This window comes from Paraburkholderia monticola (genome assembly GCF_001580545.1).
In the GTDB taxonomy this organism is placed as follows: Bacteria; Pseudomonadota; Gammaproteobacteria; order Burkholderiales; family Burkholderiaceae; genus Paraburkholderia; species Paraburkholderia monticola.
Window position 1 is genome coordinate 459878 of sequence record NZ_LRBG01000039.1, and the last position, 23773, is coordinate 483650.

A 23773-nucleotide genomic window follows, 5' to 3' on the forward strand; every position below is an offset into this window, starting at 1 on the left:
CCCCACGCGACCTGCTACAGCAGGACAGCCAGGTGACGGCGCGCGATTTCGAGCTCGGGCAGCAGGTGCTCCACTACGTCTTCACGGGTCATTCGGCTGGTGGACACCGAGAGACTCATCGCAGCCACCATTTCACCGCGTGCGTTGCGGATCGGAACGGCAATCGACCGGATACCGATCTCCAGTTCCTCGTCGATGATGGCATACCCGTGTTTTCCCACGAATTCAACCTCTCTCATGATGCTGGTGATCGTCGTCCGCGTATGGGGTGTCAATGCGGGGCGTGCCATTCGGTTCAGCATGAATCGCACTTCGGCCGAGGGCCGGTCCGACAGCAAAACGCGCCCGGTCGCGCTACAGTAGGCCGGCAGGCGCGAGCCGACGCCCAGACCACTGGAGAGACTACGGCGATGTGTCGAGCGCGCGACGAAGACGGCATCCTGCGAATCCAGAACCGCGATCGAGGCAGACTCCTGCGTGCGCTCGCTGGTGATTTCGAGGATCGGTTGCACGACCTTGGTTAAGGGATCGGAGACCACATAGGCGTAGCCAAGCCTCAGGGCGCGTGGCGCCAGGGTGTAGCTATACCCATCCTGTACCGCATAACCAAGCCCGCAGAGCGTCAGCAAACTTCGTCGTACTGAGCCTTTGGTGTGGCCCGTGATCTCGGCCGCCTGCGTCACCGTCAATGCGCCCTTCTTGATGCCGAAGGCTTCGATGATCGATAGCCCTTTCTCGAGCCCCATCACGTATTCCGGCTCGCTTTCCTGTGATTCCTTTCCATCCGCATGGATCGCCATGGTTTCCTCGCAAAATACGGAATCCGTACAACAGTCCGGTATCCGGACATAGTAGCCGAGATCTTTGACAACCGATGGGCCATTGCTGATATTTCGCTCTATGCCTAAGCGCAGTCGAGTCGATCAATCCGGCCGCTGATATTGCGATCCAATGTCTACTGAGGTGCGAAGAAAATCATGAAACCTGAAATACCCAAACGCATTATTGTCACGGGCGGCGCCAGCGGCATCGGCTATGCCTTCAGCGAACACCTTGCACAGTTAGGACACCGCATCGCCATCGCCGATCTGCGTGGTGCCGATGAAGCCGCGGCGCGCCTGCGCGAATCCGGACTTCAAGTGATCGGCCTACGCGCAGATGTTGTCAGCGAGACCGATGTTGCTGCCATGGCGGCCGCAACGGTTGCGGAATACGGCGGCATCGATGGTCTGGTCAACAACGCCGCGCTGTTTACCACACTGGCGCTCAAACCGTTCGAGCAGATCACCAACCAGGAATGGATGCGGGTCATGGAAGTCAACACCTTGGGACCGTTCAATTGCGCCAAGGCTGTGCTGCCGCACCTGCGAGAAAGCGGCCGGGGGCGCCTGGTGAATATCGCGTCCACCGTGCCGATCAAGGCGCCATCGAATATGGCCCACTACGTCGCCAGCAAGGGCGCCGTGATCGCTTTCACTCGCGCACTCGCGCGGGAACTGGCCAAGGACCACATCACAGTCAACGCAATTGCCCCGGGCTTCACACTCAGCAATGGCGTGCTGCAGACGGATATGCAGGATCGCATCGGTGAAAACGCCCGCACCACGGGCCGGTGTATCCAGCGCGACCAGGTGCCGAGTGATCTCGTTGCGGCACTGGCTTACCTGGTCAGTGACGGCGCGAGCTTTGTCACCGGCCAGACCCACGCCGTCGATGGCGGCAGCGTTTTCCTCTAAGTCAGGCCGCCATGGATACCATCACAACACCCTACGAAACACTCACCCTCTATATCGGCGGCCGCTTTCTGAATGCCGATGGGCGCCCCGAACAGGACGTGATCAACCCTGCGACTGGCAAGATCGTCGGCCGATTGCCACATGCAATGCCGCAGGATCTGGCTGATGCCGTCAGCGCGGCGGCCGACGCATTCCAGATCTGGCGCCGCACGTCGCCCTTCGAACGCTCGGTCTTGCTGCGTCGTGTCGCTGCATTGATCCGGGAGCGCGCTGCGCAGATCGCACGGAACATTACGCTCGACGAAGGTAAGCCTCTGGCCGAGGCCATGCAGGAAATAATGAACTGCGCGGAGCACGCCGAATGGCATGCGGAAGAATGCCGACGCATCTATGGGCGAGTGATACCGGCGCGTTCGCCGGGTGTGCAGCAGACGGTCTTGCGCGAGCCCATCGGTGTCTGCGTTGCCTTCACGCCGTGGAATTTTCCATTCAACCAGGCCCTGCGCAAAGCAGTTGCGGCCCTCGGTGCTGGCTGCACCATGGTCATCAAGGGTCCCGAGGATTCTCCGAGTGCCGTCGTGGCGCTGGCCCATATACTTCACGATGCCGGATTGCCGGCGGGCTGCTTCAACGTGGTCTGGGGCGTGCCGTCCGAGGTCTCCAGCTACCTCATCGGCGCTCCGGCAGTGCGGAAGATTTCGTTCACCGGCTCCACGGCCGTCGGCAAGCAACTGGCGTCATTGGCCGGCGCGCATATGAAACGCATGACGATGGAACTGGGCGGCCACTCGCCGGTGTTGGTATTCGATGATGCCGACGTCGAACAGGCCGCGCGTTTCCTCGCGCGCACCAAAATACGCAATGCCGGTCAGGTCTGCATGGCGCCGAGCCGCTTCTACGTGCACGAAAAGGCCTACGAGCGGTTTGTCGACGCTTTCACTACCGAATACGCGCCGCTTCGCGTAGGCGACGGCCTCGATCCTCAGACCCAGATGGGACCGCTGGCCCACGAACGCCGCGTGGACGCGATGCACGCGCTCGTCACGGATGCGCAGGAACGCGGCGCCACGCTGGTCAGTGGCGGCCGTCGTCTGTCCGACCAAGGCTGCTTCTTCCCTCCGACCATCCTCACCGGCGTACCGGACAATGCGCGCATGATGATCGAAGAACCGTTCGGCCCCATTGTTCCGATCACCACATTCAGCAATGCCGAAGAGGCTCTGACGCGCGCCAACGCCCTGCCGTACGGCTTGGCCTCATACGCGTTCACCAATACGATTGCCACTGCCGAATACGTTACCAGACATCTCGAGGCCGGCATGGTCGGTATCAACCATTTCGGTCTGGCACTGGCCGAAACGCCGTTGGGTGGCGTGAAGGACAGCGGCATGGGCAGCGAGGGGGGCACCGAGACGTTCGATGGCTATCTCGTCACCAAGTTTGTATCGCAAGCCAGCCGGGTGCCTTGACCATCAGTCCAGGGCGGCATCGCCCTGGGACATCTGAATCAGGTTCTTCTCGATCTGGTGCGTGACCTTCCAGAACACACGCATGTCCTTCGGGGAGATTCCCGCGAGCGAGAGCGCGAACATGTCCACCATTTCCGGCAGCACCTCGTCGATCAGGCGCCGGCCCTCGTCCTTCAGGCTGACGTAATACTTTCTCCTGTCCTTGGGATCCCGCACTCTCTGCACCAGCCCACGCTTCTCGAGATTGTCGAGCGCCGGCACCGCCGTCGTGGAGGCGACCCCCACCCGCCGGCTCAGTTCCAGCTGATTCAGTTCACCACGCTCAGCCAGTACGCGAAGGTAATACCAATAGGCAATGGGAAGGCCCACCCTGTCGAGCAGTTTCTGGCCCTGCATATCGTAAAGCCGATGCACCGTCCTGGCCATCCACGGCACGGCACGGCCCCGGTCGTCAAACATGTCAGGCGACAATCTCGCTAACACCGCATCCGGCGCTTCGCTCTCGATGGTCGCCTGGACGGCGCTGCGATTCATCTTGGACATTCCCGTATTCCTTTACACATGAGCGACCCGGGCCGACGTCCAGGTCGAATTTCAGCGGTAATCAGGGAACATCCCACCGCGGGAGTCCTTGACATTGTTTATGCCGAGTAACATCATTCGATATAGATCGATCACCAGATAGAATCATTGTCTCACGGATGATCCTTATTTGGATAGATCATACAACGGGATCGACCGCCGCGTCGCACTGCTCCGCAATAACGCCCTTCCAGGGCGTAATCCGGGACAGATCCGACCACGATGGCCGATCGATTTGCATCCTCGGAGACACAGGGGTGGCACTCTCATGCGAAGAAACATCCTGACACTTATCCTTTGGCTCATGCCGACCGTCCTACGTATGGCGGCCCGCAAGTCCCCCGCCATGCGAGCGCACCTCGCCGCTGGCAGCGGTGTCATCCAGTTGCGGCTCAGGGACAACAGCCTCTCGAGACAACTTCATTTCAAGAACGGCAGCATCTCGGGCCGTTGGGGCGTGCACCCTGAACCGGACGCCGAACTCGTCTTTATGGACGCGGCAACCGCGCACAAGATGCTCGCGCCGAAAACCGATCATGCGTTCCTGATCGACGCGCTCAAGAACTTCAAAATCACGCAAGGCGGAGACGACCGGAAACTCCTGTGGTTCGGCCAGCTCGTCAACATCATGAAGACGGCCGGCTGGCGCAAGGGCACGCCGATGAAGGACGGCAGCACGCGCTTTACCTCGCTCACCAATGGCGGCCCGCTGTTTGTCTATGTCAAGGACGACAAGATCATCCGCACCACGCCGATCGATCTTGAAGAGGAAGACGGGCCGAGCTGGACCATCACGGCGCGGGGTCGCAAGCTGTCGCCGGCGCGACGCGCGACGGTCAGTCCGCACGCCCTCTCGCTCAAATCGCTGGTGTACTCCGAAAAGCGCATTCTTTATCCAATGAAGCGCATCGACTTCGACCCCAACGGCGAACGCAACACACAGAATCGCGGTATTTCGGGCTATGAACGTATCAGCTGGGACGAGGCGCTCGACATCGTCTCCGGAGAAATCCGCCGCATGAAGAAGGATTACGGCCCCGGCGCCATCGGCATGGTCACGGGTGCCCACCATCAGTGGGGCAACATCAACTACTACCTGAGCGCCATGCTGCGCTTCGGTAACCTGATCGGCTTTACCCGCATCGAACCGAGCCCGATCAGCTGGGAAGGATGGTACTGGGGCGCGATGCATCATTACGGCAACAGTCTGCGCCTGGGCACGCCAAGCTTTTACGGTACGGTCGAGGACTGTCTCAAACACGCCGAAATGATCGTTTTCTGGTCAAGCGATCCGGAATCGACTAGTGGGGTCTATGGCGGAGCCGAAGGTACCGAGCGTCGTCTTTGGGCCAAGCAACTCGGCATCGAGTTCGTGCATATCGACCCCTATCTGACGCACTCGGCTCAATTCCTCGGCGGCAAATGGCTGCAGGTCAAACCTGGCGCCGACTCGGCACTCGCGATCGCCATCATGCACGAATGGATGGTGAGCGGCAGCTACGATAAGGAATACGTAGCTGCCAACACCACCGGCTTCGACGAATGGAGCGCCTACGTCCTCGGCAAGGAAGACGGCATACCGAAAACGCCCGAGTGGCAGGAAGCGGAAACCGGCGTTCCGGCCAAGGATGTCCGCAGTCTTGCCCAGCGCTGGGCCTCGAAAAAGACCTATCTGGCAGCAGGCGGTCTCGGTCATGGTTTCGGCGGCGCGTGCCGTACCGAAACCGGCGCGCAGTGGGCACGCAGCATGGTCATAATGATGGCCATGCAGGGCTGGGGCAAGCCGGGTATCAACTTCGGCAATCTACAGATCGGTGCGCCGCAGGACCTTAACTTCTACTTCCCCGGCTATGCCGAAGGCGGGATCTCGGGCGACCTGAACAATACCGCGAGTGCCGCCAACAACTACTGTCGCATGCCGCACATCATCACGCTCAATCCGGTGAAGCAGGCAATTCCGCGGCAAAGACTGGCCGAGGCTATCACCCAGGGCAGCTCGAAGGGCTATGTGTGGGATGGCTTCTCGATCGAGGGGCAATTTGTCCAGTACTCGTATCCCCAGCCGGGCCTTTCGAAGATGCACATGCTGTACCGCTACGGCTCGTCCTCGTTCGGCACGACGCCCGGATCGAATCGACTGGTTGAAGCGTATCGCCACGCGTCTCTCGAATTCATCGTCAATCAGTCTATCTGGATGGAAAATGAAGCCCAGTTCGCCGACATCATCCTGCCGGCCTGCACGGTACTGGAGCGCGACGACATCGGCGAATGGGCAAACTCGGGCGGCTACATTCAGCACGCCCAGACGCAACTCAATCACCGCATGGTCGTGATGCAGCACAAGTGCATCGAGCCGCTAGGCGAATCAAAATCGGACTATCAGATCTTTACCGACATCGCTGCAAGACTCGGCTACGGCGGCATGTATTCGGAAGGCGGGTGCTCTGAGCTTATCTGGTGCGAACGTGTCTTCGACTCGACCGATCTACCCCTGCAAACGACGTGGAAGAAGTTCCTGAAGAAGGGCTATCACGTGGTACCGCCGCCGAAAGACGACGACCAGCCGCCAGTCGATATGCGCTGGTTTGCCGAAGGCCGTGCGAAGGATCTGCCGGAGGCCAATCCACTCCCCGGCGCCTATACGAACGGCTTTGCCCAGGGGCTGCCGACACAGTCTGGCAAGTTCGAGTTCGTGCCGTCAAGCCTGCGTCGCATTGAACAGATCGACCCAGCGCGACCGGCCGTCAACCGGTACATCAATCCGTCCAGCACCGTCAAACAGCCGTTCCCCTTGCAGCTCGTGACCAACCATCCCGTGTACAGCTTCCACACGCATCAGGACGGCAAGAACAGTCATGTCAGCACGATCGACAACCACCGGATGAACGTCAACGGATATCGATACTGGGTCCTGCGCGTGAGCCCTCAAGATGCACAGGCGCGTGGCATACAGCACGGCGACCTCGTGCGGGTCTACAACTCGCAGGCCTCGGTCATTTGCGCTGCGGACGTTTCGCCGCTCGTTACGACGGGCGTAACGCGAGCCAACGAGTCGTGCGCTGAGCTCGACATGATCGAAACTTCAATCGGCCTGGTTGATCGCGGAGGCTGTCTCAACCTACTCACTCCGGGAACACAGATGAGTGCGACGGCAGACGGAATCATGCCCAATACTTGCTGGGTGGAAGTGGAAAGGTGGGACGCAACACTGGAGAAAGCAGCATGAGCGGCCGCGCACTAATCATTGATGTTTCGCTCTGCATCAATTGCAGAAACTGCGTGCTCGCGACCAAGGACGAGTACGTCGGAAATACCTTTCCGGGGTACTCCGCACCGCATCCGCCGGAGGGTCTGGAAACGATCCGTATCGAACGTCACGTTCGCGGCGCGGGATCGCTGGTCGATGTCACCTATATCCCGAAGGCCTGCAATCACTGCGACAACGCACCTTGCATCAAGGCTGCCGGGGATGGCGCAATCTACAAGCGCCCGGACGGCGTGGTCATGATCGACCCGGTCAAATCGCATGGCCGTCGCGATCTCGTCAATGCCTGCCCTTACGGCATGATTGAATGGAATGAGCAGGAGCAGGTACCGCAGAACTGGAACTTCGATGCCCACCTGCTCGACAGCGGGTGGAAAGAACCCCGCTGTGCGCAAGCCTGCCCTACCAAGGCGCTCCGCGCGATCGAGGCCGATGACGCCCGCCTTGCGGAGATGGTCGAGAAAGAGCATCTGACGGTCCTGCGCCCCGAGCTCGGCACCAAACCGCGTGTCTTCTATAAGCACCTCGACGATGCGCTGAGCCATCTGGTGGCCGGCAACGTCTGCGAAGACCTGGGCGGCGGCCAGCTACGCAATCTAGGTGGTATCGAAGTGATTCTGCGCGACTCCGCCGATGGCAGCGAACGCGCCACCACGACCGACCATTTCGGTGACTTCCGATTCTCGGGACTGACGACGCCGGCCTCGCATATCGAGTTGCTGGTCAGAAAGGACGGCGTCGAGAAGACCCTCGTCAGTAGCGATCGTTCTGGAAGCGTCAATCTCGGCACGCTACTCTTCTGAACGTGGCCATCAAGATGAATGCCACGACGGAAAGACATTGGGACCACGAGGTAGACGCCATCGTCATCGGTGTGGGTGCGGCCGGCATGAGTGCAGCGATCGTATCGAAGAGCGAGGGACTCGAGCCTTTGCTGCTGGAGAATACCGACCAGGGGGGGAGGTACCAGCGCCTGGTCGGTCGGCATGATGTGATTGGGTACTCAACACACCCACCTGAACTAGCCGGAAATGCCGGCGGTCCGGTGCCACGCGCCCTACTTTGACGCGTGGCACCGGACCAAGCGGGCATCAGATCTTGAAGCTTTCGAGGCTGGCCGGATGAAACAGCTCACGCGCCTCGAGTCGGCGGCTGGACAACCCCTCGGCATGGTGACGGGCCAGGAAGCGGTCAATGGTCTGCTCGTTTTCCGCAAAGCCGTATGGCCAGAAATCGTTCCCCATCAGCTTGCGCGCCGCCTGCACCTGCTCTTCGACAAACGGCAAGGTCACCTTGGTCGCCGCAGTATCGGCGAGTCGCGTGATGGCAAGAGCCTTCGATTTCTCGAACGCCTTGACGAGCGTGCCCGGCAGCCACGGATGTGCTTCGGCCACCGATTTCTTGATACCGAGCGTGTGCATGATCGGAAACAGTTTGGTGCGAGCGTACCAGTCAGTTGCCGTCTTCTGCGGATCGTCGAACAGATAACGCACCTTCGGGTGCCCCTGGTCAAAACACGAAGGTGCACGCGGACCGATCACTGCGTCGACTTCTCCTGACGCCAGCATGCTGGAAATGGTTTTCCCTTCGGGAGCATTCTCCAGCTTGATATCTGCGGGCAAATTCAAGGAGATTTTCTCGACCCGGGTCGGATCTTCATAGCCGCCGCGCACCCAGGTTACATCCGACGCTTTCACCCCATACTCTTCCTCGAGGAAGAGTCGAACCCATACATTGGCGGTAAGTTGGTACTCAGGCACGCCGATGCGCTTACCCTTCAGGTCTTCGGGCTTGCTGATCCCACTGTCCGCATGAACATAGATCGCCGTATGCCGGAAAGCGCGTGACGGAAACACCGGAACGGCAATATACGGCGACGTGCCCGCTGCCGTCTTGACGGAATAGCTGCTCAGCGACAGCTCGCAGACGTCGAAGTCGGCGTGGCGAAACGCTCGAAAGAAAATCTCTTCGGGATCTTGCAGCAGGAAAACCGGCTCCACTCCATCGATCTGAACATCCCCATCGATCAAAGGTCGCATGCGGTCATAGTTACCAACGGCGATTGACAGTCTAAGCTTGTGATTTCCCATTACATCGTCTCCTTGTTGCTGCACAGTCGAAACAAAGGCGATATCGACGACACTGATCGACCGGACAGGCTGACCGAGCAATAATGATAGATATCACTTCATCCTATCTAGTATGATCCTGCAAAGGATTACCACTGTCAAGGATCAAGGGGGCCGTAAAGACCATGATCGCCGCCATGCTGAAACCACCCGGTGGCATCAGATGAACTGGCGTTGATTCGTCGGGCAAGCACGGTCCTCGACGACAAAATCGCGAAGCTGCTGCTTTCGAAGCGAACAAAGCCAAGTCCGCCAGGGAATTCCCTTGGTAATGTGCGGGGGTTCTCCTGGTCACCCAAGGGACTAAACGAAATGGGTTCCATCGATCATCGAACGAGGGTCGCCAAAAGCAAACGTGATGCGACGCGTCACAAGTTGCTCGATGCGGCCATGAGTTTATTTTCGGATCATGTCGGGCCCACGCCGGTTATCGACGACGTGGTTCGGGAAGCAAACGTCTCGCGTGGCACTTTCTACAATTACTTCGATTCCGTCGACGAGGTGCTTGCTGCCGTCGGTCAAACGCTGAGCGATCAGATGACCGCTGATATCCTCCCCATGTATGACACACTCCGGGAACCGTGGCAGCGTCTGTCAGTGGGATTTCGCTTCTTTATGGTTCGCGCGCTGCTGGACCGGAAGTGGGCCGGGTTCGTCACGCGGGTGACTGCGTGGCAGCACGACACACTGGTAGCTCGATATCTGCGATCTGATCTGGAGCAAGGCAGGGAGCGCGGACAATTTTCCTTTGGCCGGCTCGATGTTGCGACCGACTTCATCATCGGCGCAACCGCCTATAGCATTCAGACCATCCGCGATGGTGTCGCAGAGCCCAATGCTTACATGGACGCGCAAGTCGGCATGGCGCTGGCCTGCGTGGGATGCGATCGGGATACGCGCGACCGCGCTGTCGCTTTCTCGCTATCGCACCTTCAACGGTGGGCGACCAGCGAGCTGAGTGCCGGCACGCCCACATGGGCGTCGAATCTCGCCTCCCACGAAGGACAACGCTTTCTGGCTCACGCGCTGCCCCGGGTTGAGTCCCTCGTGAACAGCGAACCCAAACCCTCAGCCTCTACCAGCCCTCAGGATCACCATTCGCCGCGAAAAGCGGGAGATGGGTAACAATCTGCCGGTATTTGCCGCCGTAAAAGACGAGTGGACGCTCATGCTCGCCGAAACGAAGGTGTTCCACCTCTCCGATAAAAAGGTAATGATCTCCGGCAGGATGAACGTCTACCGTCCGCAAGATCATTTGCGCGAGCGAACCGTCCAGAAGCGGCGTTTCCCGCTCGCTGATTAACGGCACCTGCAGTCGATCGTCCGGACTCCCTCCGAAGTGCATGCTCAGTGGTTTCTGGCTTTCCGCAAGGAAGTTGATGCCAAAGCGTACCCCTTGACGGACCCACTGGTTAAAGCGCGAAGTGGCTCGGACCGAAATGAGGATGAGCGGAGGCTCCAGCGAAACTGACATGAACGCATTGGCCGTCATCCCGGCCGGTTTTCCATCCGCGACGTAAGTGACGACCGTCACACCGGTGGCGAACAGCCCCATACAGGAGCGAAGAAGATTTTTGTCGATCATCTTCTTCTGCTCGGAAACAAGGAGATCTGCCATGATAAAAGTCCGTCGGTTTTATTCTGCCAGGCAAGCGAAAGATCGCGGGTCGCACAACGCGGCGATCTGATCAAAAGGCAGGGACGTGCGCCCTGCTCTCACGTTGCCATCGCGCTACGATCGCGCAGAGAGACCGCAGCGCATTGCTCGGCCAGGTACTACACCAGTGGGGTTACCGTGTTTTCGACATCCAGCAACGCTTTGCCGTACACCTCGGCGCCCACAGCCGGCAGCACGATCGCGTGACGCGCTGCAGTATTCGAATCGCGCCACCAGCGCTGCACCGGACTGGCTTCCGCGAAACTTCCGGCGCCATGCGCGAAAATCAGCGTGTTCAACGCATCCGTTATGTCCGACACGACAACACCCACATCGGCCCGGATACGGGCACGCGTGATGTAGTCCAGAGACATATCCAGGCGTGCAGCGTCGTCAACCTGATCCGCAGCGCGGAAGGCACGCATATGTGCCGTGTCGATCTTCAGCGCAGCCTCCGCCACCTGTAGCTGGAAGGCAGTCGAGTCCGTCTGCCTGGTAAATGACGTGTACGCAATCGCGCGCTGCGGAGCCTTCTCAATCACATATTTTAACGCTGCACGACCAATGCCCAGTTGCGGCCCAATGAGCAGAAGCGACGATACGGGTCCAAATGCGGCGCGATACTCGACTTCGTCTTTAAACGGAGTCGGATATTCGCCACGCACTGCGGCCATGATATCCAGCAGACGATGGTCTGGCACGAACACATCGTTACCCACGATACAGTTACTGCCTGAGCCGCGCATGCCGGTGGTGAACCAGGTGTCCTCGATCGCGAGTTCGCTCATTGGCACGAGCGCGAGATATTGAGCCTTGAGCGCGCCATGCTCGTCACGCTCGGCACACCCCAGAATGGCCCATTGCGAGTGCAGCGAACCCGACGAAAAGAACCACTTACCCGACATCACCAACCCACCCTCGACGCGTCGTACCTGCGTGGTAGGCGTGAAACCCCCCGATACCCGCGCGTTAGGGTTGGCTCCATAGATGTCGTCCTGCGCCTGTTCTGAAAACAGACTGACCAGCCAAGCACTCCCGTTGATCAGAGAGGTGACCCACGCAGTACCTCCGCAGGCTTCTCCCAGTGCCGCAGTGACTTCAATGTGCGAGCGGATCGTGCCCTGGTAACCGCCATAGCGTTTGGGAACCATCAACTTGAAGAGACCCGCATCCGCGATAGCCTCGATGTTTTCCTCGCTGGCGCGCCGGTTTCTGTCCGATTCTGGCGCATTCTTGAACAACAGCGGTTGCAAGCCTTTGGCACGCTTGACTAGTTCCTTCAGATCCGGCGACGTTTCATTCTGATGCGGGATCTCAAAGTTATCGATAATGTTTCCCATCATGCTTCCTCTTCTATGGATTCAGGAGACCACTACTTAAGGCCGGTTTCTCTTCTGTTTTCCGGACTAAAAATGAGTTTTACCAGGTAGAGGTTGTTGTTTCATAACGTTCCGCCTCAATGTTATTTCGCAGGCCGAATTACTATGCATAGCTTTATTTGCATCAACCGATACAACCTCTTTCTGGAATTAACTATAGATTGATGACCTCCCGGGCTCAACAGAATTACCGCCTCTCCAGGGTTATTGCTGACCGCTTTTGTCACTCTGACAAAATGTCAATTCTGGTGTGCAAACGCGCGCGTGAGGCGAGTGGTTTGAGAATGCACAGAGCCATAGCCGCGAAACACGAAGACCCGTATCATTTCCTGAAGACGTAACGAATGGCCCAAAAAGCAATTGTTCATAGACGGGAAAGACTGTGGATCATCAAACCAGGGCAGCTGAACGAAAGCGCTTCCTGACGCGGACCAGGCTACTGGATGCCGCAATGAAGGTGTACGTGCGGCGCGGCGGCCCACGGCCCGTGATCGATGACGTCATTCGTGAGGCGAGACTATCGCGAGCCACGTTCTACAACCACTTCATCTCGCTGGATGAAGTCATGGCAGCGATAGGAGAAGAGCTCAGCAATCAGATGACCGCGGATATCCTGCCCCTTTTCGATGGGCTTAAGGAGCCGTGGCAACGCGTTGCCGTAGGGTTCCGACTGTTTTTGTTACGGGCCCTGTTGGATCCAACGTGGGCAGCTTACGTAACGCGGGTTGATGCATGGCCTCACAATACGCTGGTCGCACGGTACATGGTGCTCGATCTACGCAACGGAAAAGCAAACGGACAGTTTCACTTTGAGCGGATCGATGCAGTCAGCGATTTTCTAAGGGGAGCAACAGCGCATACCATTCAGGCAATCATGGAAGGTGTGGATGACCCCAATCAATACATGGATGCCAGCCTGCACATGGCGCTCACCGGGCTGGATTGTTCGGCCAGGCTGTGCGAACAAGCGGTTATGTTTTCGCTCAGCTACCTTCAGACGTGGGCGGCAGGCACGACTGCCATACCCAGACCCAAATGGATCGACAAGATCGATAGCGAGGAGGGGCAACGCTTTCTGTCATATCAGCCGTCAAGCAGAACCACACCGGTCTCCTGGAAGTAACGGAAACGCACGCACGGGTCATTGCTGCGCGTGCAAGGCTGCTTTGCATTCGCCACGATAGTGTCACTGTGTGAGTTCCGATACATTGCGATCATCATTCACAGGAGACTCGACAATGAAGACGTTCCTTAGCATCGGTTCTGGGCCCGGCATCGGGATCGCAACTGCAGAGCGTTTCGCGCAAGAAGATTTCCGTGTGGTCCTGACGTCGCGCGATCCCGAGAAGCTTGGCGAGAGGGCGAGCCAATTGTCCAGCAAGGGCTATACGGTCAGCACCATGAAGGCAGATGCCGGAAATCTCGACAGCGTGCTCAAGCTCATTAGCGAAACGGAAGCAGAGTTTGGTGCAATCGATGTGCTGCATTTCAACTCGGCGTCCATACATTCGGCTTCAATTGAAACACAAGCGCCCGAGACCTTTGTTTCCGATCTGACTATCAACATCGGTGCGGCACTCGTCGCCACGCAGGCCGCTTCGCGAGGCATGCTGGCGCGCGGCAGCGGCGCAATCCTGATGACTGGCGGTGCCTTGGCAACGCACCCGCATCCCGACTACCTGCTGCTGGGCATTGGTAAGGCTGGGATTCAAAACCTGACGCAAGGGGTTTTCGACAGTTTCAGGAATCGCGGCGTCCACGTTGCTTCCGTCACCGTGGCCACCTTCGTGACACCCGATTCTCCCGAGGCACGCGGTGTCGCACAAGCGTTCTGGGATCTGTACACCCAACCGCGTGAAGGCTGGACGCCGGAGGTCATTTATCCGGCTCAACCCATCTGAGCGAATCTGTTCGGTTAGTCAATCGCGTCGCGGTGGCCATGGCACTGCAAAGTCTGCGCGCATTCGCTGACCCGCACATGAAGGAATGGCACACCGCGTAGTGGGGGCTGGCAAGGTTTCCGAGGCTTGCCAGGTTCAAGCCAAGCTCAATCCACGACCGAATTATCCTGAGACATCTGATTCAGGTTGTGTTCGATCTGATGCATAACCTTCCAGAACGCGCGTATATCGCGCGGGGTGATGCCGTCCAGTGACGTTGCGATCATCTGGGTCAGTTCAGGCATCAACTCATCCACGAGACGCTTGCCTTCAGGCTTCAGATTGACGAAATACTTTCGTCTGTCGTTGGGATCGCGCGTCCTTTGCACAAGGCCGCGCTTTTCAAGGTTATCCAGCGCCGGAACTGCCGTAGTCGACGCAATACCCACGCGCTTGCTCAGTTCGAGCTGGTTCAGTTCTCCACGCTCCGCGAGCACGCGCAGGTAGTACCAATACGCAATGGCGAGGTTTTCCTTGTCCAGAATCTTCTGCGCGTTGCCATCGTAAAGCCGGTGCACCGTTCTGGCCATCCACGGAATGGTTCTGCCGCGATCATCAAATAGCTCGGGCATATTTCTTTCAACCGGTGCTGACACAGCAGCATTCCTCGCTGTTTTGGCTGTAGTGGCGTTCGACTTGGCCATTGACTCATTCCTCGACATGGGGCCCGCCATCCAGACATGGGTCCGTAAGGCTGGGCAAGAAAAGGGGTATCAAAGCGCCGGATCAGGGCATTCCCCAAAGCCCTTGACTTTATTGAATCGAAATAACATCATTTGATATCAATCCATATTCGATGGCATCATCGTCCTACAGATGATCCACCAAGGAAAGATCATACAACACGCGCCCGCTGTCGGACCGTTGTGTTGCGTCGGCTCGCCAATGCGAGGGCGGCATGAGTGGATTGGCGGCGTTTGACCTAAAGTTTGCCCTGAAGCCTGAATCTCAGGAGGCGTGGATGCAGTTGGAAAACAAGGTTGCCGTGATTACGGGCGGAGATAGTGGAATTGGATTATCGTCCGCGCGTCTGTTTCTCGATGAAGGTGCTCATGTCGTGATCTTGAGCAATAGTCGGGAAACGCTGCGCACTGCTCGCGAACAACTTGGCAGCGGCGTCATGGCAGTCGAAGCCGACGTCACTGACAGGAAGGCGCTCGACCTCGCCTTCGCGCAAGTGGGTCGCCACTTTCAACATATCGACATACTGTTTGCCAACGCCGGCATCGTATGCTCCACCCCGTTGGAAGATACGTCCGGCGACCTGTTTGCGCGGGTATTGACCATCAACGTGGCAGGCAGCTTCTACACGGTGCAGGCCGCGTTGCCTTACTTGCGTGCTGGCGCGTCCATCATACTGATCGGCTCGATCGTCGCGACCATGGGCGTTGCTGGATTCAGCGCATATGCCGCCAGCAAGGCAGGCATCTCAGGCATGGCGCGGGCGCTGGCATCGGAACTGGCGCCAAGAGGCATCCGCGTCAATACGCTCGTGCCCGGCCCAACCCGCACGCCAATCTGGAACTCCATCGCGCATACGGAGGCGGAGTTTCAGGCGCTTGAAAAGAATCTGCTCAGAACTATCCCGATTGGCCGCCTGAACGAAGCAGACGAGATCGCACAGGCCGCACTATTTCTCGCATCCGATCGCTCCAGCAGCATGCAGGCGTCCGAGATCGTTATTGATGGCGGCGCGTCCCGTGCGCCACAAGGTGCGCCAGTGTATCGAACGTAAACGCACGCCAGACCGGGGGGTGCAATTCGAGTGGGATGGGCGGTGATGTCACACTGCCTTTGCGCGCCACAAATCAGGCATTGCGAGCCGCGCTGCCGCGACGGTGCGCGGCCAGTTCGCGACCGATGCGACGAATCTCGGCTTCGCCCTGCGCAAGCGCATCCGCGTTCGTGTGCACCGAATAGTGGCCGAGCACCAGCGGATAGGGATGCTTGGCCGCGGAGCCGAAAACAAATGAGGTCGCTTCCTCGGCATAGACCTCGATGGGCGCACCGGCGGCTTCCTCGAACAACGCGAATTGCCCCGCTTCGATGGTTTCAGATGCGCTCAGGCGGCCCTTGTCGATTGCCAGCCACGAAACGTTGTGTCCTGCTGGAGGCAGATATCGCCAAGTCTCGCCAGCATCCAATTGCACATGAAAATAGTTGATGTTCTCGGGTGCGCGGATCTCGCTCACCGCCGATCCATGGCGACCCAGGATCACGCGCACGGGCCCATCCTGCTGCACCCGGCCTGGCGGGACATATTGGCTTTCCGCTGGCGAATTCTCCTGCGCAGGCGGAAGCGCCACCCAGAGTTGAAAGAGGCGTACGGCCTCGCCCGGCAATACGTTGCCGTCGTGCCAGACACCGTTGCCGGCCTTCATCCATTCGAGGCCGCCCGCTGGCAACTCGCCCGTCTTTCCTGTCGTGTCCGCATAGGAGATGCCGCCGCTCAGCACCGTGGTGAGCGTGGCGATACCGGAGTGCGGGTGCATCCCGAACATCGGTTTGCCGGTCGGCACGACCACGGCGTGATCGAGGAAGACGAACGGCTTGATCAGCTCGCCGAGGTCGCTGGGACTGACCAGACGGGTAATGCTGCCGTGTCCGTTGCCGCGGGTTCGAAACACAACCTGGCGTGGGGTCAGCGCGGAACCCCGACTTGGAGTGAGTACGGCTGTGTGGTTGTTCATGGCTCTACCTCGAGAAAAACCGCGGTGCCTTGCGTGCGATTCGTATCCAACGCTTACCGCGCAATACCGTGATGGCAATGAAGGTGATTGACCGCACCGACGCGCCGCGTGGGCTAGCGGCGCGTGCCTTCATCACACAGTGGGGAAACAGGCGAGACCTCCCAATCAGTCCGCCAATTTAATTCACACCTAGAGAGCCGGTCCGTAAAACCGTCCGGGAGGACCGCGCGTCAAGGCTAAATGCGCCAGCACCGAACCACGTAATCTGCAGCAGGCCGCCAGCCATCATCACGTTCTTGAGGAAGTGAATCATCTGGTTTTGATCGGCAAAGTTGTGGTGGAAGAACATCGCGGTCACCACACAAAATACCGCCATCCCCAGCGACACAGCGCGGACCCTGTAGCCCGACAGCAGTAGCAGGCCGCCGCCCAGTTCGGTCAGCACGGCCAGAACGAATGCCAGCGGTGGCACGGGCAAACCCACGGCCGCAATATAGCCAACTGTGGCGCTATACGCTGCGAGTTTGCTGACCCCGCTCATCACAAACGGTGCCCCGATCAGAATGCGGCCCAACAGCGGAAGAAATTTAAAACGTTCCATGACAACAATCTCCTAAAGCAAATATGTGAAGGTGGATTGCAAACAAAGGAATCAGCCGGCGTCCACCATCACCAGCTCGGAATCTTCAAGTGCGGAAATCTGCGCAGCAGCGATCTTCGTGATCGCCACGCCGTCGAGCGGCCCAACCGGTTCGCCGTCGACTTCGATGCGTCCTGATGCCACCACGAGATAGGCGCAACGCGCAGCGCCAAACTCGTATCGAACGCTTTCGCCTGCCTTTAGCATCGCGCCCAGCACGCGTGCGTCAGCGCGAATAGGCAGTGCGCCGTCATCACCGGCAAACCCACTGGCAAGCACTACAAATCGACCTGACCGGTCGCTTTTCGGAAACGGACGGGTGTCCCACGCGGGTTTGCCACCGGACTCACGGGGCAGCAACCAGATCTGATAGACCTTGAGCGGCACGTCGGACTGGTTGAACTCGGCGTGACGTATGCCGGTTCCTGCGCTCATGACCTGCACATCACCCGCGTGAATCGTGCCCTCGGATCCGATGGTGTCCCGATGGCCGACCACTCCCTGGCGCACATAGGTGATGATCTCCATGTCACGATGCCCGTGCATGGGGAAACCGCTGCCAACGGCGATCTCGTCGTCGTTCCAGACGATCAGCGGACCGAGGGCGGAATGCGCAGGATTGCCGGCGGCGCTGACCGCGAAATGGTGCTTCGCGCGTAGCCAGCCAAGATTGCCGCTATCCAGTGATTCCCAACGTCTGTGCGTAAGCATGTGCAGCCTCTATATGCGTTGTGTGACCCGAGAAACGGTTTATTTCCAACTCGCCATCCCATCGAAATCAGCGTGATGCCAAACCATGTGAAAATGCTACTTCCGCAACGATTCAGCGCATATCTCCTGATTCACAACGTTTCATTGCTGCTGGTAGAACGATAAGAGGCACTGCACAAGTAATGCGCCGGGCTACTTCTGGCGGAGAGGACCTGGCGCGCGGACGTCAATGAGAAGAGCGCGATGAGGACGGCATGTGGGAATGACGCAGTCGAGCAGTGAGAGCGTGTTTAATCAGCGCACTAAATCTCGCTGCGGCATCGGCATGCACCGTGCGGCGTGACGCCCGTCCGCAGCTTTTCCGTGAGATACACAGCGACGGCATTCAGCACCCGCGTGAGGGCAATCCGCCGAATTCCCCTTTGCTCGAGCCCGCGATAAGACGCAGCACGTCATCGACGGCCGTAGGAAAGGGATGTTCGGGAGCAAGCCGATATCATGGGACTTGCCATTTCACGCGAGGCGCTGGTGACAGGCGCATCTTCCGGGTCAAGTAGACGGGTTACGACAAAATCTCCCAATGCACCCTCAATCGCGGGATATTGCATGGTCAGCTTTTTCAACGTAAGGGGTTGCCAATGGCGCCAGAAGTGCCGCATGCACGGGGGTGCACGAGCAACACGAATGTCCTAGCCTGGGACATAGCTCTTGATGATGTGATCCACCAGAGAAGGCAAATGCTGCGCGACTCGTATTGAATCGCCGCCTGATTGGAAACCGGACGTTGCACCCAACCAGAGTGTCGTCAGGCTTTCAGCCAACGCCTCGGCGTCCGTCGCGTTAGCGGCAACTGCGAGGCGCAGCAATAGCGCACGAAACTCCCGGACAAGATTGTTGCGCGATAGCCTGAGGGCATGCTTCTCGTCGGTGGACGGTATCGCCAGCACCTGGATCGGCCCAGGCGGATGATCATCAGAAGCCAGCACAACCGCTATGTCGATGAACAGTTCGATCATGGTTTCGACAGGCTCTTCGCCGCATCGCTGCGCGGCCTCGTGCCACCGCGCGCGCTCACGGTCACACAGCCACTCAGCGTAAGCCTGCAAAAACGCCTTACGCGGTCCAAATATCCGGTAGAGGGTCCGCTTGCCAAGCCCCGTCCGATTGGCGAGCCGCTCGAGGTTCATCGACTCGATAGGCTCGCGAGAGAAAAGCACTTCCGCGGCTTCAAGAATGCTCTTCCGCAGATCACCCAATGCAGCCTGTGGGTGTATGTGTTTTCTTCGACGGTTCGCGGACCGCGCAGTCCGCGATGAATCCGGAACAGGTTGATCGCGCTCTACCTGCGCATCCAACATTGCTTTCCACATCGTTAGCTATCCTTTGTATCAACAACCGGATCCGATCGAAAGCCCGCTGTAACGCGCCCCACCACTGGCACGACTATCGTCGTACCTCTCACAGATGCTATCTCCGCATCGATCGTTCGCACATGTCCTGAATTGCAAAGCAACGTTGCGAGTGGTAGAACGTTGAAGGCCCGACTTCAGGCAACCCATGAACCAAATCAACGACCTCAATGATCTTCGGCTCTTCGCGGAAGTCGTCGAGCACGGAAGCTTCACGGCAGCGGCCCGTGGCCTCGGCGTGCAGACGTCGAAACTCAGCCGGCGCGTCCGCGCTCTGGAGGAGGAACTGGGCGTCCGGCTGCTCAATCGCACCAGCCGAAGCCTGTCCTTGACGGAAACCGGGCGGCGGTTCTACCAGCATTGCCTTGCTCTTGTGGCGGAATCGAAGGCTGCCAAGGACTTTGTGGACCAGACGCGCTCAAAGCCACAGGGCACCATACGGATCAGTTGCCCCGTCGGGCTGCTGACCTCCGGCATTTCCGCCATGATTGCGCAGTACCTCCAGGACAACCCGCACGTGCAGGTGCTCGTCGATGCCACCAACCGCCGCGTAGATGTGGTCGAGGAAGGGTTCGACTTCGCCATCCGCGTCAGGCTTCCACCTCTCGAGAGCACGGATCTCGCGGTCCGCCAGCTTGGCTTATCCGTTCATATGCTGGTCGCCAGTCCGGAGTTGGTCGCGCGCTATCCGGTGCCCGACTCGATTGAATCGCTCAAGGAATGGCCCACGCTTTCCATGGCCAGCAACAGCGAACGCTTTGTCTGGAACCTGGTGGATGCGGAGGGTGGCATCACCTCGTGGACGCATCAGCCGCGTCTCGCGACAGACGACCTCGCTAGCCTGCGGCTAGCTGCCTTGCAAGGCATTGGCGCGGCCCTGCTGCCGCGCGAATTCGTGGAGGCCGATATTCAAGCCGGCGGGTTGCTTCACTTGCTGCCAAATCTGGCGACGACTCCTGGCCTGATTCACGCGATCTTTCCGACTCGCCGCGGCATGGTGCCTGCCGTCCGGCAACTACTCGACGCGCTGGTCGCAGGATTCGAAGCCCTGAACCAGAAGTGGTAGCGCGCTTGGCGGCGACGTCACACGCTCGTGTTGTCCCACGACGGTGCGAGTCCAAATGGATCGACAATCCGGCTGCCTGCTGCCGCCAATGAACGGATCGCCGCCATATCCGCACCATCGAGCTCGAAGTCGAATACCGCGAGGTTTTGCGCCAGCCGATCGATGCGCGTAGTTCTCGACAGCGCAATGACCCCTGGCTGCTGTACAAGCCAGCGCAAGACGATCTGCGCGATGGTTTTGTCATGGCGCGCCGCAATTTCCTTGAGCGTCGGGTCCGAGAAAACCCGGCCAACTGCCATGCCGCAATAGCTGGTGACGGAAAGTCCCGCTTGCAACGTGGTTTCGATCAGCAACGATTGATTCAGATACGGGTGATATTCGAACTGATTCGTCACGAGCGGCAACGCGGAAAGTTCGATCGCGTCTTTCATCAGCGCACGGTTGAAATTGCTCACGCCGATATGCCGGACCTTGCCCGCGCGGGCCACTGCGTTGAGCCCTGCAATCTGCTCGGCGAGCGGCACATCCGATCCGGGCCAATGCAGCAGGAGCAGATCGATATAGTCTGTCTTGAGCTTTCGCAAGCTCTCGTCAACAGATGCTTCAAAGCGCTCCGATGCGTAGTTGCTGACCCAAACCTTGGTGGTCAGAAAGATGTCGCTTCGCGGGATGCCGGACGCCTCGATGCACCTGCCGATTTCACCTTCGTTACGATAAATTTGCGCGGTATCGATGTGACGAAAGCCCGCGTCGAGTGCGGCCGGAATCATTCGATAGATGTCGTCAGCACCCATCCCATAGGTGCCAAAACCGATCGCCGGAATGGACCCGTTACCAACCTGAACAACCTGGACGTTTTGCATGAAGCGCTCTCGATGGGACTGCCGCCAGCCCAATTCCGTTCTGGTACGGAGATGAGACAGATGCTAGCTTCGCCCCAGACTCGCGCATAGGTCCCGCGCCAGAACGCATCGTTGCTACTGATGGAACGATTCCCGGAGAGCCAAGCTCCTGGGCTGATGTTTATCGTGTATTCAATGCGCGAACAACGGCGCGACGTCGATATAGATGCGGTAGTCGTCAATTTGCGTATCGCGCATCCGCCAGATCGTCGTGGCCGGCACGGTCAGTGTCGATCCGTCATTGCGCGTATAGGTCACTTCGAGCTGTGAGACGATCACGTCATCAAACCGCCAGGCGTTGAGCAGATGGTGCTTGATGCCGCTAATCGTGGCCATAAAGTTCTTTGAAGTCTGCGCGATATTTTTGCGTCCGATCACCGGTTCACCGTTGCCGTAGACGAATGTGCAGCCTTCGGTGAGGAAAGGTGCAAGCTTGTTCTCATCCATTGAATCAACTGCCCTGTTCACTTCCAGAACGTATTCGAATGCTGCCGTAGACGCCTGAGTAGACATGTCGCGGTTCCTCCTTAAATAGTATGCGAAGTGATAGACGGCCAGGTGCACCACGTGCGCATATGGCCGTCGTGCAGATCAATGACTCAGCGATCCCACGCCGTCAGGTTGCGTTCCGAAGACGTGGGGTGGTGATGCCTGCTTGACCAGCAACGCGATGCACGAAAGCGCGCCGGCAATGGCGATCGTCGCGAAAACACCCACTAGCGTGAAGTGCCGCCGCACGAGTTCAGCTACGAGAAATGAGCCGGCAACGCCGCCAAATCGGGCCATGCCGAGCATCCACGCCACACCGGTGCCGCGCCCTTCGGTTGGGTAGAAGGTGGCGGCGAGTGCATTCATCGAGGCTTGAGCCGTGTTCACCAGCACGCCGGACACGAGTACGACCGGTATGAGCAAGCTTACGGTTCCCGCCGTGACGCCAATCCCAAACAGACCGACTGCGGCGAGCGCGTAACACGTGGCGATGACGAGATTCGCGTTGAAGCGGTCCATGAGCGCGCCGCACAAGACCGCACCCACACCGCCAAGCGGAAACAGCGCGGAGACGAGTGTCGCGCTCTTCGGGCTCAGACCTGCGTCCCTCAGCAGAATGGGCATCCAGTTGATCAACGCGTAGATGATGACGAGGCCCATAAACGCCGCGAGCCACAACATCAATGTCCCGACGATGTATGAGCGCGACAGCACGAGGCCGAGCCCGTTATCACCCGTTGCCGGTGCGCTCTCGGTCAGAACAAAGCCGCGAGCATGGATTACATCTTCGGAGATGCGGCCCAAGGTTGCGCGAATGCGTGCCACTGGCTTGCCATTTGCAACCATGAAGCGTACAGATTCGGGCAGCTTGAGCCAGAGCAGCACACCGTGCAGTATCGGCGTGGCGCCGCCCAGCATCAGCACGCTTCGCCACCCGGCATGAGGAATCATCCATGCGGCAAGCAATCCGCCCAATGCCGCGCCGAGCGGGAATCCGCAGCACATCAGCGTGGTCACTGTGGCGCGGCGCCCGGTTGGACAGAACTCGTCGATCATGGTCACCGCATTAGCCATGGCCGCACCAAGGCCGATGCCGGTTGACTCAGCGTCGTCGAGAATGCGGATGCGACACAGGCCACGCCGAAGAGGAACACGGAGCCGACAATCAGCGCCCTTCGCCCAACGCGGTCGGACAACGGGCCTGACACGAGCGCGCCAAATGCGAGACCGAACAGCGCGGCACTCAGCACAGGTCCAAGGTCCGACTTTGCGACATGCCATTGAGTCAGCAGCGACGGCGCGATGAAACCGATTGCCGCGGTGTCGAATCCATCCAGCAGGACAATCACGAAGCACATGAAGAAAATCAGCCGCTGAAAGCGACCGAAAGGGTGCCCATTGATCAACTCCTGTACGTCAACGAGCGAAGCGCCTTTCATCGTATCTCTCCTGTCAGCTGCTCGCGGCACGGTGGCCACTGTGCGGTCATGGCGTGGGGCATTGCTTTGATCACTGCAGGGGGCACGCAGGTGAATATCAGCGACTTTCCACATTCGATTTATATCGAATGATCTTTCATGGGATGATCAATGTCAAGAAATTGTCGACCGGTTTCAGCAGAAAACCTCTGCGCCTGCAGAAAAGCGACCCGAGGCAATCTGCCAGGGGATTCCCTGGAGTTTCTTGACATCATTCACACTGATACGCAT

22 protein-coding genes and 2 pseudogenes are annotated in these 23773 nt (G+C 58.7%); 10 read left to right on the plus strand and 14 right to left on the minus strand.

Translation table 11 applies throughout. The features are described from left to right. Positions 1-14: 14 nt before the first annotated feature. Positions 15-800, minus strand: a complete 786-nt coding sequence (locus tag CI15_RS33140) for an IclR family transcriptional regulator domain-containing protein (protein WP_062137382.1) — start codon at positions 798-800, stop codon at positions 15-17. 177 nt (positions 801-977) lie between these two features. Between CI15_RS33140 and CI15_RS33145 the strand changes: the two genes are divergently transcribed. Both CI15_RS33145 and CI15_RS33150 read left to right on the plus strand, forming a co-directional pair. After that, the gene (locus CI15_RS33145; RefSeq protein WP_062137385.1) at positions 978-1736 is read left to right on the plus strand and encodes an SDR family NAD(P)-dependent oxidoreductase; all 759 of its coding nucleotides are present in this window, start codon (positions 978-980) and stop codon (positions 1734-1736) included. An 11-nt stretch (positions 1737-1747) separates the two neighbouring features. Beyond that, entirely contained in the window at positions 1748-3205 is a 1458-nt protein-coding gene (locus tag CI15_RS33150; RefSeq protein WP_062137387.1) for an NAD-dependent succinate-semialdehyde dehydrogenase, read from the plus strand. A gap of 3 nt (positions 3206-3208) precedes the next feature. On the opposite strand, the gene CI15_RS33155 is transcribed toward CI15_RS33150, so the two are convergent. Further along, complete coding sequence (locus CI15_RS33155; protein ID WP_062137389.1) at positions 3209-3748, minus strand: MarR family winged helix-turn-helix transcriptional regulator; 540 nt, start codon at positions 3746-3748, stop codon at positions 3209-3211. 307 nt (positions 3749-4055) lie between these two features. On the opposite strand from CI15_RS33155, the gene CI15_RS33160 reads away from it, so the two are divergent. From CI15_RS33160 to CI15_RS37945, 3 genes are all read left to right on the plus strand, one after another. Continuing rightward, the gene (locus tag CI15_RS33160; protein ID WP_062137392.1) at positions 4056-7013 is read left to right on the plus strand and encodes a molybdopterin-dependent oxidoreductase; all 2958 of its coding nucleotides are present in this window, start codon (positions 4056-4058) and stop codon (positions 7011-7013) included. Then, positions 7010-7855: a 4Fe-4S dicluster domain-containing protein gene (locus CI15_RS33165; RefSeq protein ID WP_062137395.1), complete on the plus strand. Its 846-nt coding sequence runs from the start codon at positions 7010-7012 to the stop codon at positions 7853-7855. The genes CI15_RS33160 and CI15_RS33165 overlap by 4 nt, the downstream gene beginning before the upstream one ends. A gap of 86 nt (positions 7856-7941) precedes the next feature. Beyond that, on the plus strand, positions 7942-8118 hold the full coding sequence (locus CI15_RS37945) for a hypothetical protein (RefSeq protein WP_241496035.1): 177 nt from the start codon (positions 7942-7944) through the stop codon (positions 8116-8118). A gap of 25 nt (positions 8119-8143) precedes the next feature. Here CI15_RS37945 and CI15_RS33175 read toward each other — a convergent pair whose 3' ends face one another. Then, entirely contained in the window at positions 8144-9142 is a 999-nt protein-coding gene (locus CI15_RS33175) for an ABC transporter substrate-binding protein (RefSeq protein ID WP_062137400.1), read from the minus strand. Between the two features lie 351 nt (positions 9143-9493). Here CI15_RS33175 and CI15_RS33180 point away from each other — a divergent pair, with 351 nt between their 5' ends. Beyond that, positions 9494-10306, plus strand: a complete 813-nt coding sequence (locus CI15_RS33180) for a TetR/AcrR family transcriptional regulator (protein ID WP_063910610.1) — start codon at positions 9494-9496, stop codon at positions 10304-10306. On the opposite strand, the gene CI15_RS35935 is transcribed toward CI15_RS33180, so the two are convergent. After that, positions 10257-10799 (minus strand): flavin reductase family protein, encoded by a 543-nt coding sequence (locus CI15_RS35935; RefSeq protein WP_075643823.1) that lies wholly within the window; start codon positions 10797-10799, stop codon positions 10257-10259. The genes CI15_RS33180 and CI15_RS35935 overlap by 50 nt on opposite strands. Positions 10800-10957: 158 nt before the next feature. Next, positions 10958-12181, minus strand: coding sequence for an acyl-CoA dehydrogenase family protein (locus tag CI15_RS33190; protein ID WP_153041246.1), 1224 nt, complete (start codon positions 12179-12181; stop codon positions 10958-10960). A gap of 418 nt (positions 12182-12599) precedes the next feature. Here CI15_RS33190 and CI15_RS33195 point away from each other — a divergent pair, with 418 nt between their 5' ends. Both CI15_RS33195 and CI15_RS33200 read left to right on the plus strand, forming a co-directional pair. Beyond that, on the plus strand, positions 12600-13340 hold the full coding sequence (locus tag CI15_RS33195; protein WP_062137409.1) for a TetR/AcrR family transcriptional regulator: 741 nt from the start codon (positions 12600-12602) through the stop codon (positions 13338-13340). Positions 13341-13455: 115 nt separating this feature from the next. Next, the gene (locus tag CI15_RS33200; protein ID WP_062137412.1) at positions 13456-14118 is read left to right on the plus strand and encodes an SDR family oxidoreductase; all 663 of its coding nucleotides are present in this window, start codon (positions 13456-13458) and stop codon (positions 14116-14118) included. A gap of 146 nt (positions 14119-14264) precedes the next feature. On the opposite strand, the gene CI15_RS33205 is transcribed toward CI15_RS33200, so the two are convergent. Further along, positions 14265-14801, minus strand: coding sequence for a MarR family winged helix-turn-helix transcriptional regulator (locus tag CI15_RS33205; RefSeq protein ID WP_062137415.1), 537 nt, complete (start codon positions 14799-14801; stop codon positions 14265-14267). Between the two features lie 317 nt (positions 14802-15118). Here CI15_RS33205 and CI15_RS33210 point away from each other — a divergent pair, with 317 nt between their 5' ends. Next, entirely contained in the window at positions 15119-15892 is a 774-nt protein-coding gene (locus CI15_RS33210) for an SDR family oxidoreductase (protein ID WP_062138393.1), read from the plus strand. Between the two features lie 73 nt (positions 15893-15965). Here the strand turns inward: CI15_RS33210 and CI15_RS33215 are convergent, their stop codons facing one another. From CI15_RS33215 to CI15_RS33230, 5 genes and pseudogenes are all read right to left on the minus strand, one after another. Then, a complete protein-coding gene (locus tag CI15_RS33215; protein WP_062137418.1) occupies positions 15966-16847 on the minus strand; it encodes a pirin family protein in 882 nt (293 codons plus the stop codon). 178 nt (positions 16848-17025) lie between these two features. Then, a complete protein-coding gene (locus CI15_RS33220; RefSeq protein WP_062137421.1) occupies positions 17026-17448 on the minus strand; it encodes a DoxX family protein in 423 nt (140 codons plus the stop codon). A 51-nt stretch (positions 17449-17499) separates the two neighbouring features. Continuing rightward, positions 17500-18198 (minus strand): pirin family protein, encoded by a 699-nt coding sequence (locus CI15_RS33225; protein ID WP_062137424.1) that lies wholly within the window; start codon positions 18196-18198, stop codon positions 17500-17502. Positions 18199-18583: 385 nt separating this feature from the next. Continuing rightward, positions 18584-18691, minus strand: a pseudogene (locus CI15_RS38345) (hypothetical protein); the annotation flags it as partial. Between the two features lie 196 nt (positions 18692-18887). After that, positions 18888-19568: a TetR/AcrR family transcriptional regulator gene (locus tag CI15_RS33230; RefSeq protein WP_082814359.1), complete on the minus strand. Its 681-nt coding sequence runs from the start codon at positions 19566-19568 to the stop codon at positions 18888-18890. Between the two features lie 187 nt (positions 19569-19755). Here CI15_RS33230 and CI15_RS33235 point away from each other — a divergent pair, with 187 nt between their 5' ends. Next, positions 19756-20673 carry a LysR substrate-binding domain-containing protein gene (locus CI15_RS33235; protein WP_062137430.1) on the plus strand — a complete coding sequence of 306 codons (918 nt, stop codon included), beginning with the start codon at positions 19756-19758 and terminating at the stop codon, positions 20671-20673. Positions 20674-20690: 17 nt separating this feature from the next. On the opposite strand, the gene CI15_RS33240 is transcribed toward CI15_RS33235, so the two are convergent. The 3 genes and pseudogenes from CI15_RS33240 to CI15_RS33250 all read right to left on the minus strand — a co-directional run bounded on the left by CI15_RS33240 (position 20691) and on the right by CI15_RS33250 (position 23503). Then, positions 20691-21536, minus strand: a complete 846-nt coding sequence (locus tag CI15_RS33240) for an aldo/keto reductase (RefSeq protein ID WP_062137433.1) — start codon at positions 21534-21536, stop codon at positions 20691-20693. Between the two features lie 171 nt (positions 21537-21707). Beyond that, positions 21708-22088: a nuclear transport factor 2 family protein gene (locus CI15_RS33245; protein WP_062137436.1), complete on the minus strand. Its 381-nt coding sequence runs from the start codon at positions 22086-22088 to the stop codon at positions 21708-21710. A 78-nt stretch (positions 22089-22166) separates the two neighbouring features. Then, positions 22167-23503 (minus strand): annotated as a pseudogene (locus CI15_RS33250) (MFS transporter). Positions 23504-23773 lie beyond the last annotated feature (270 nt).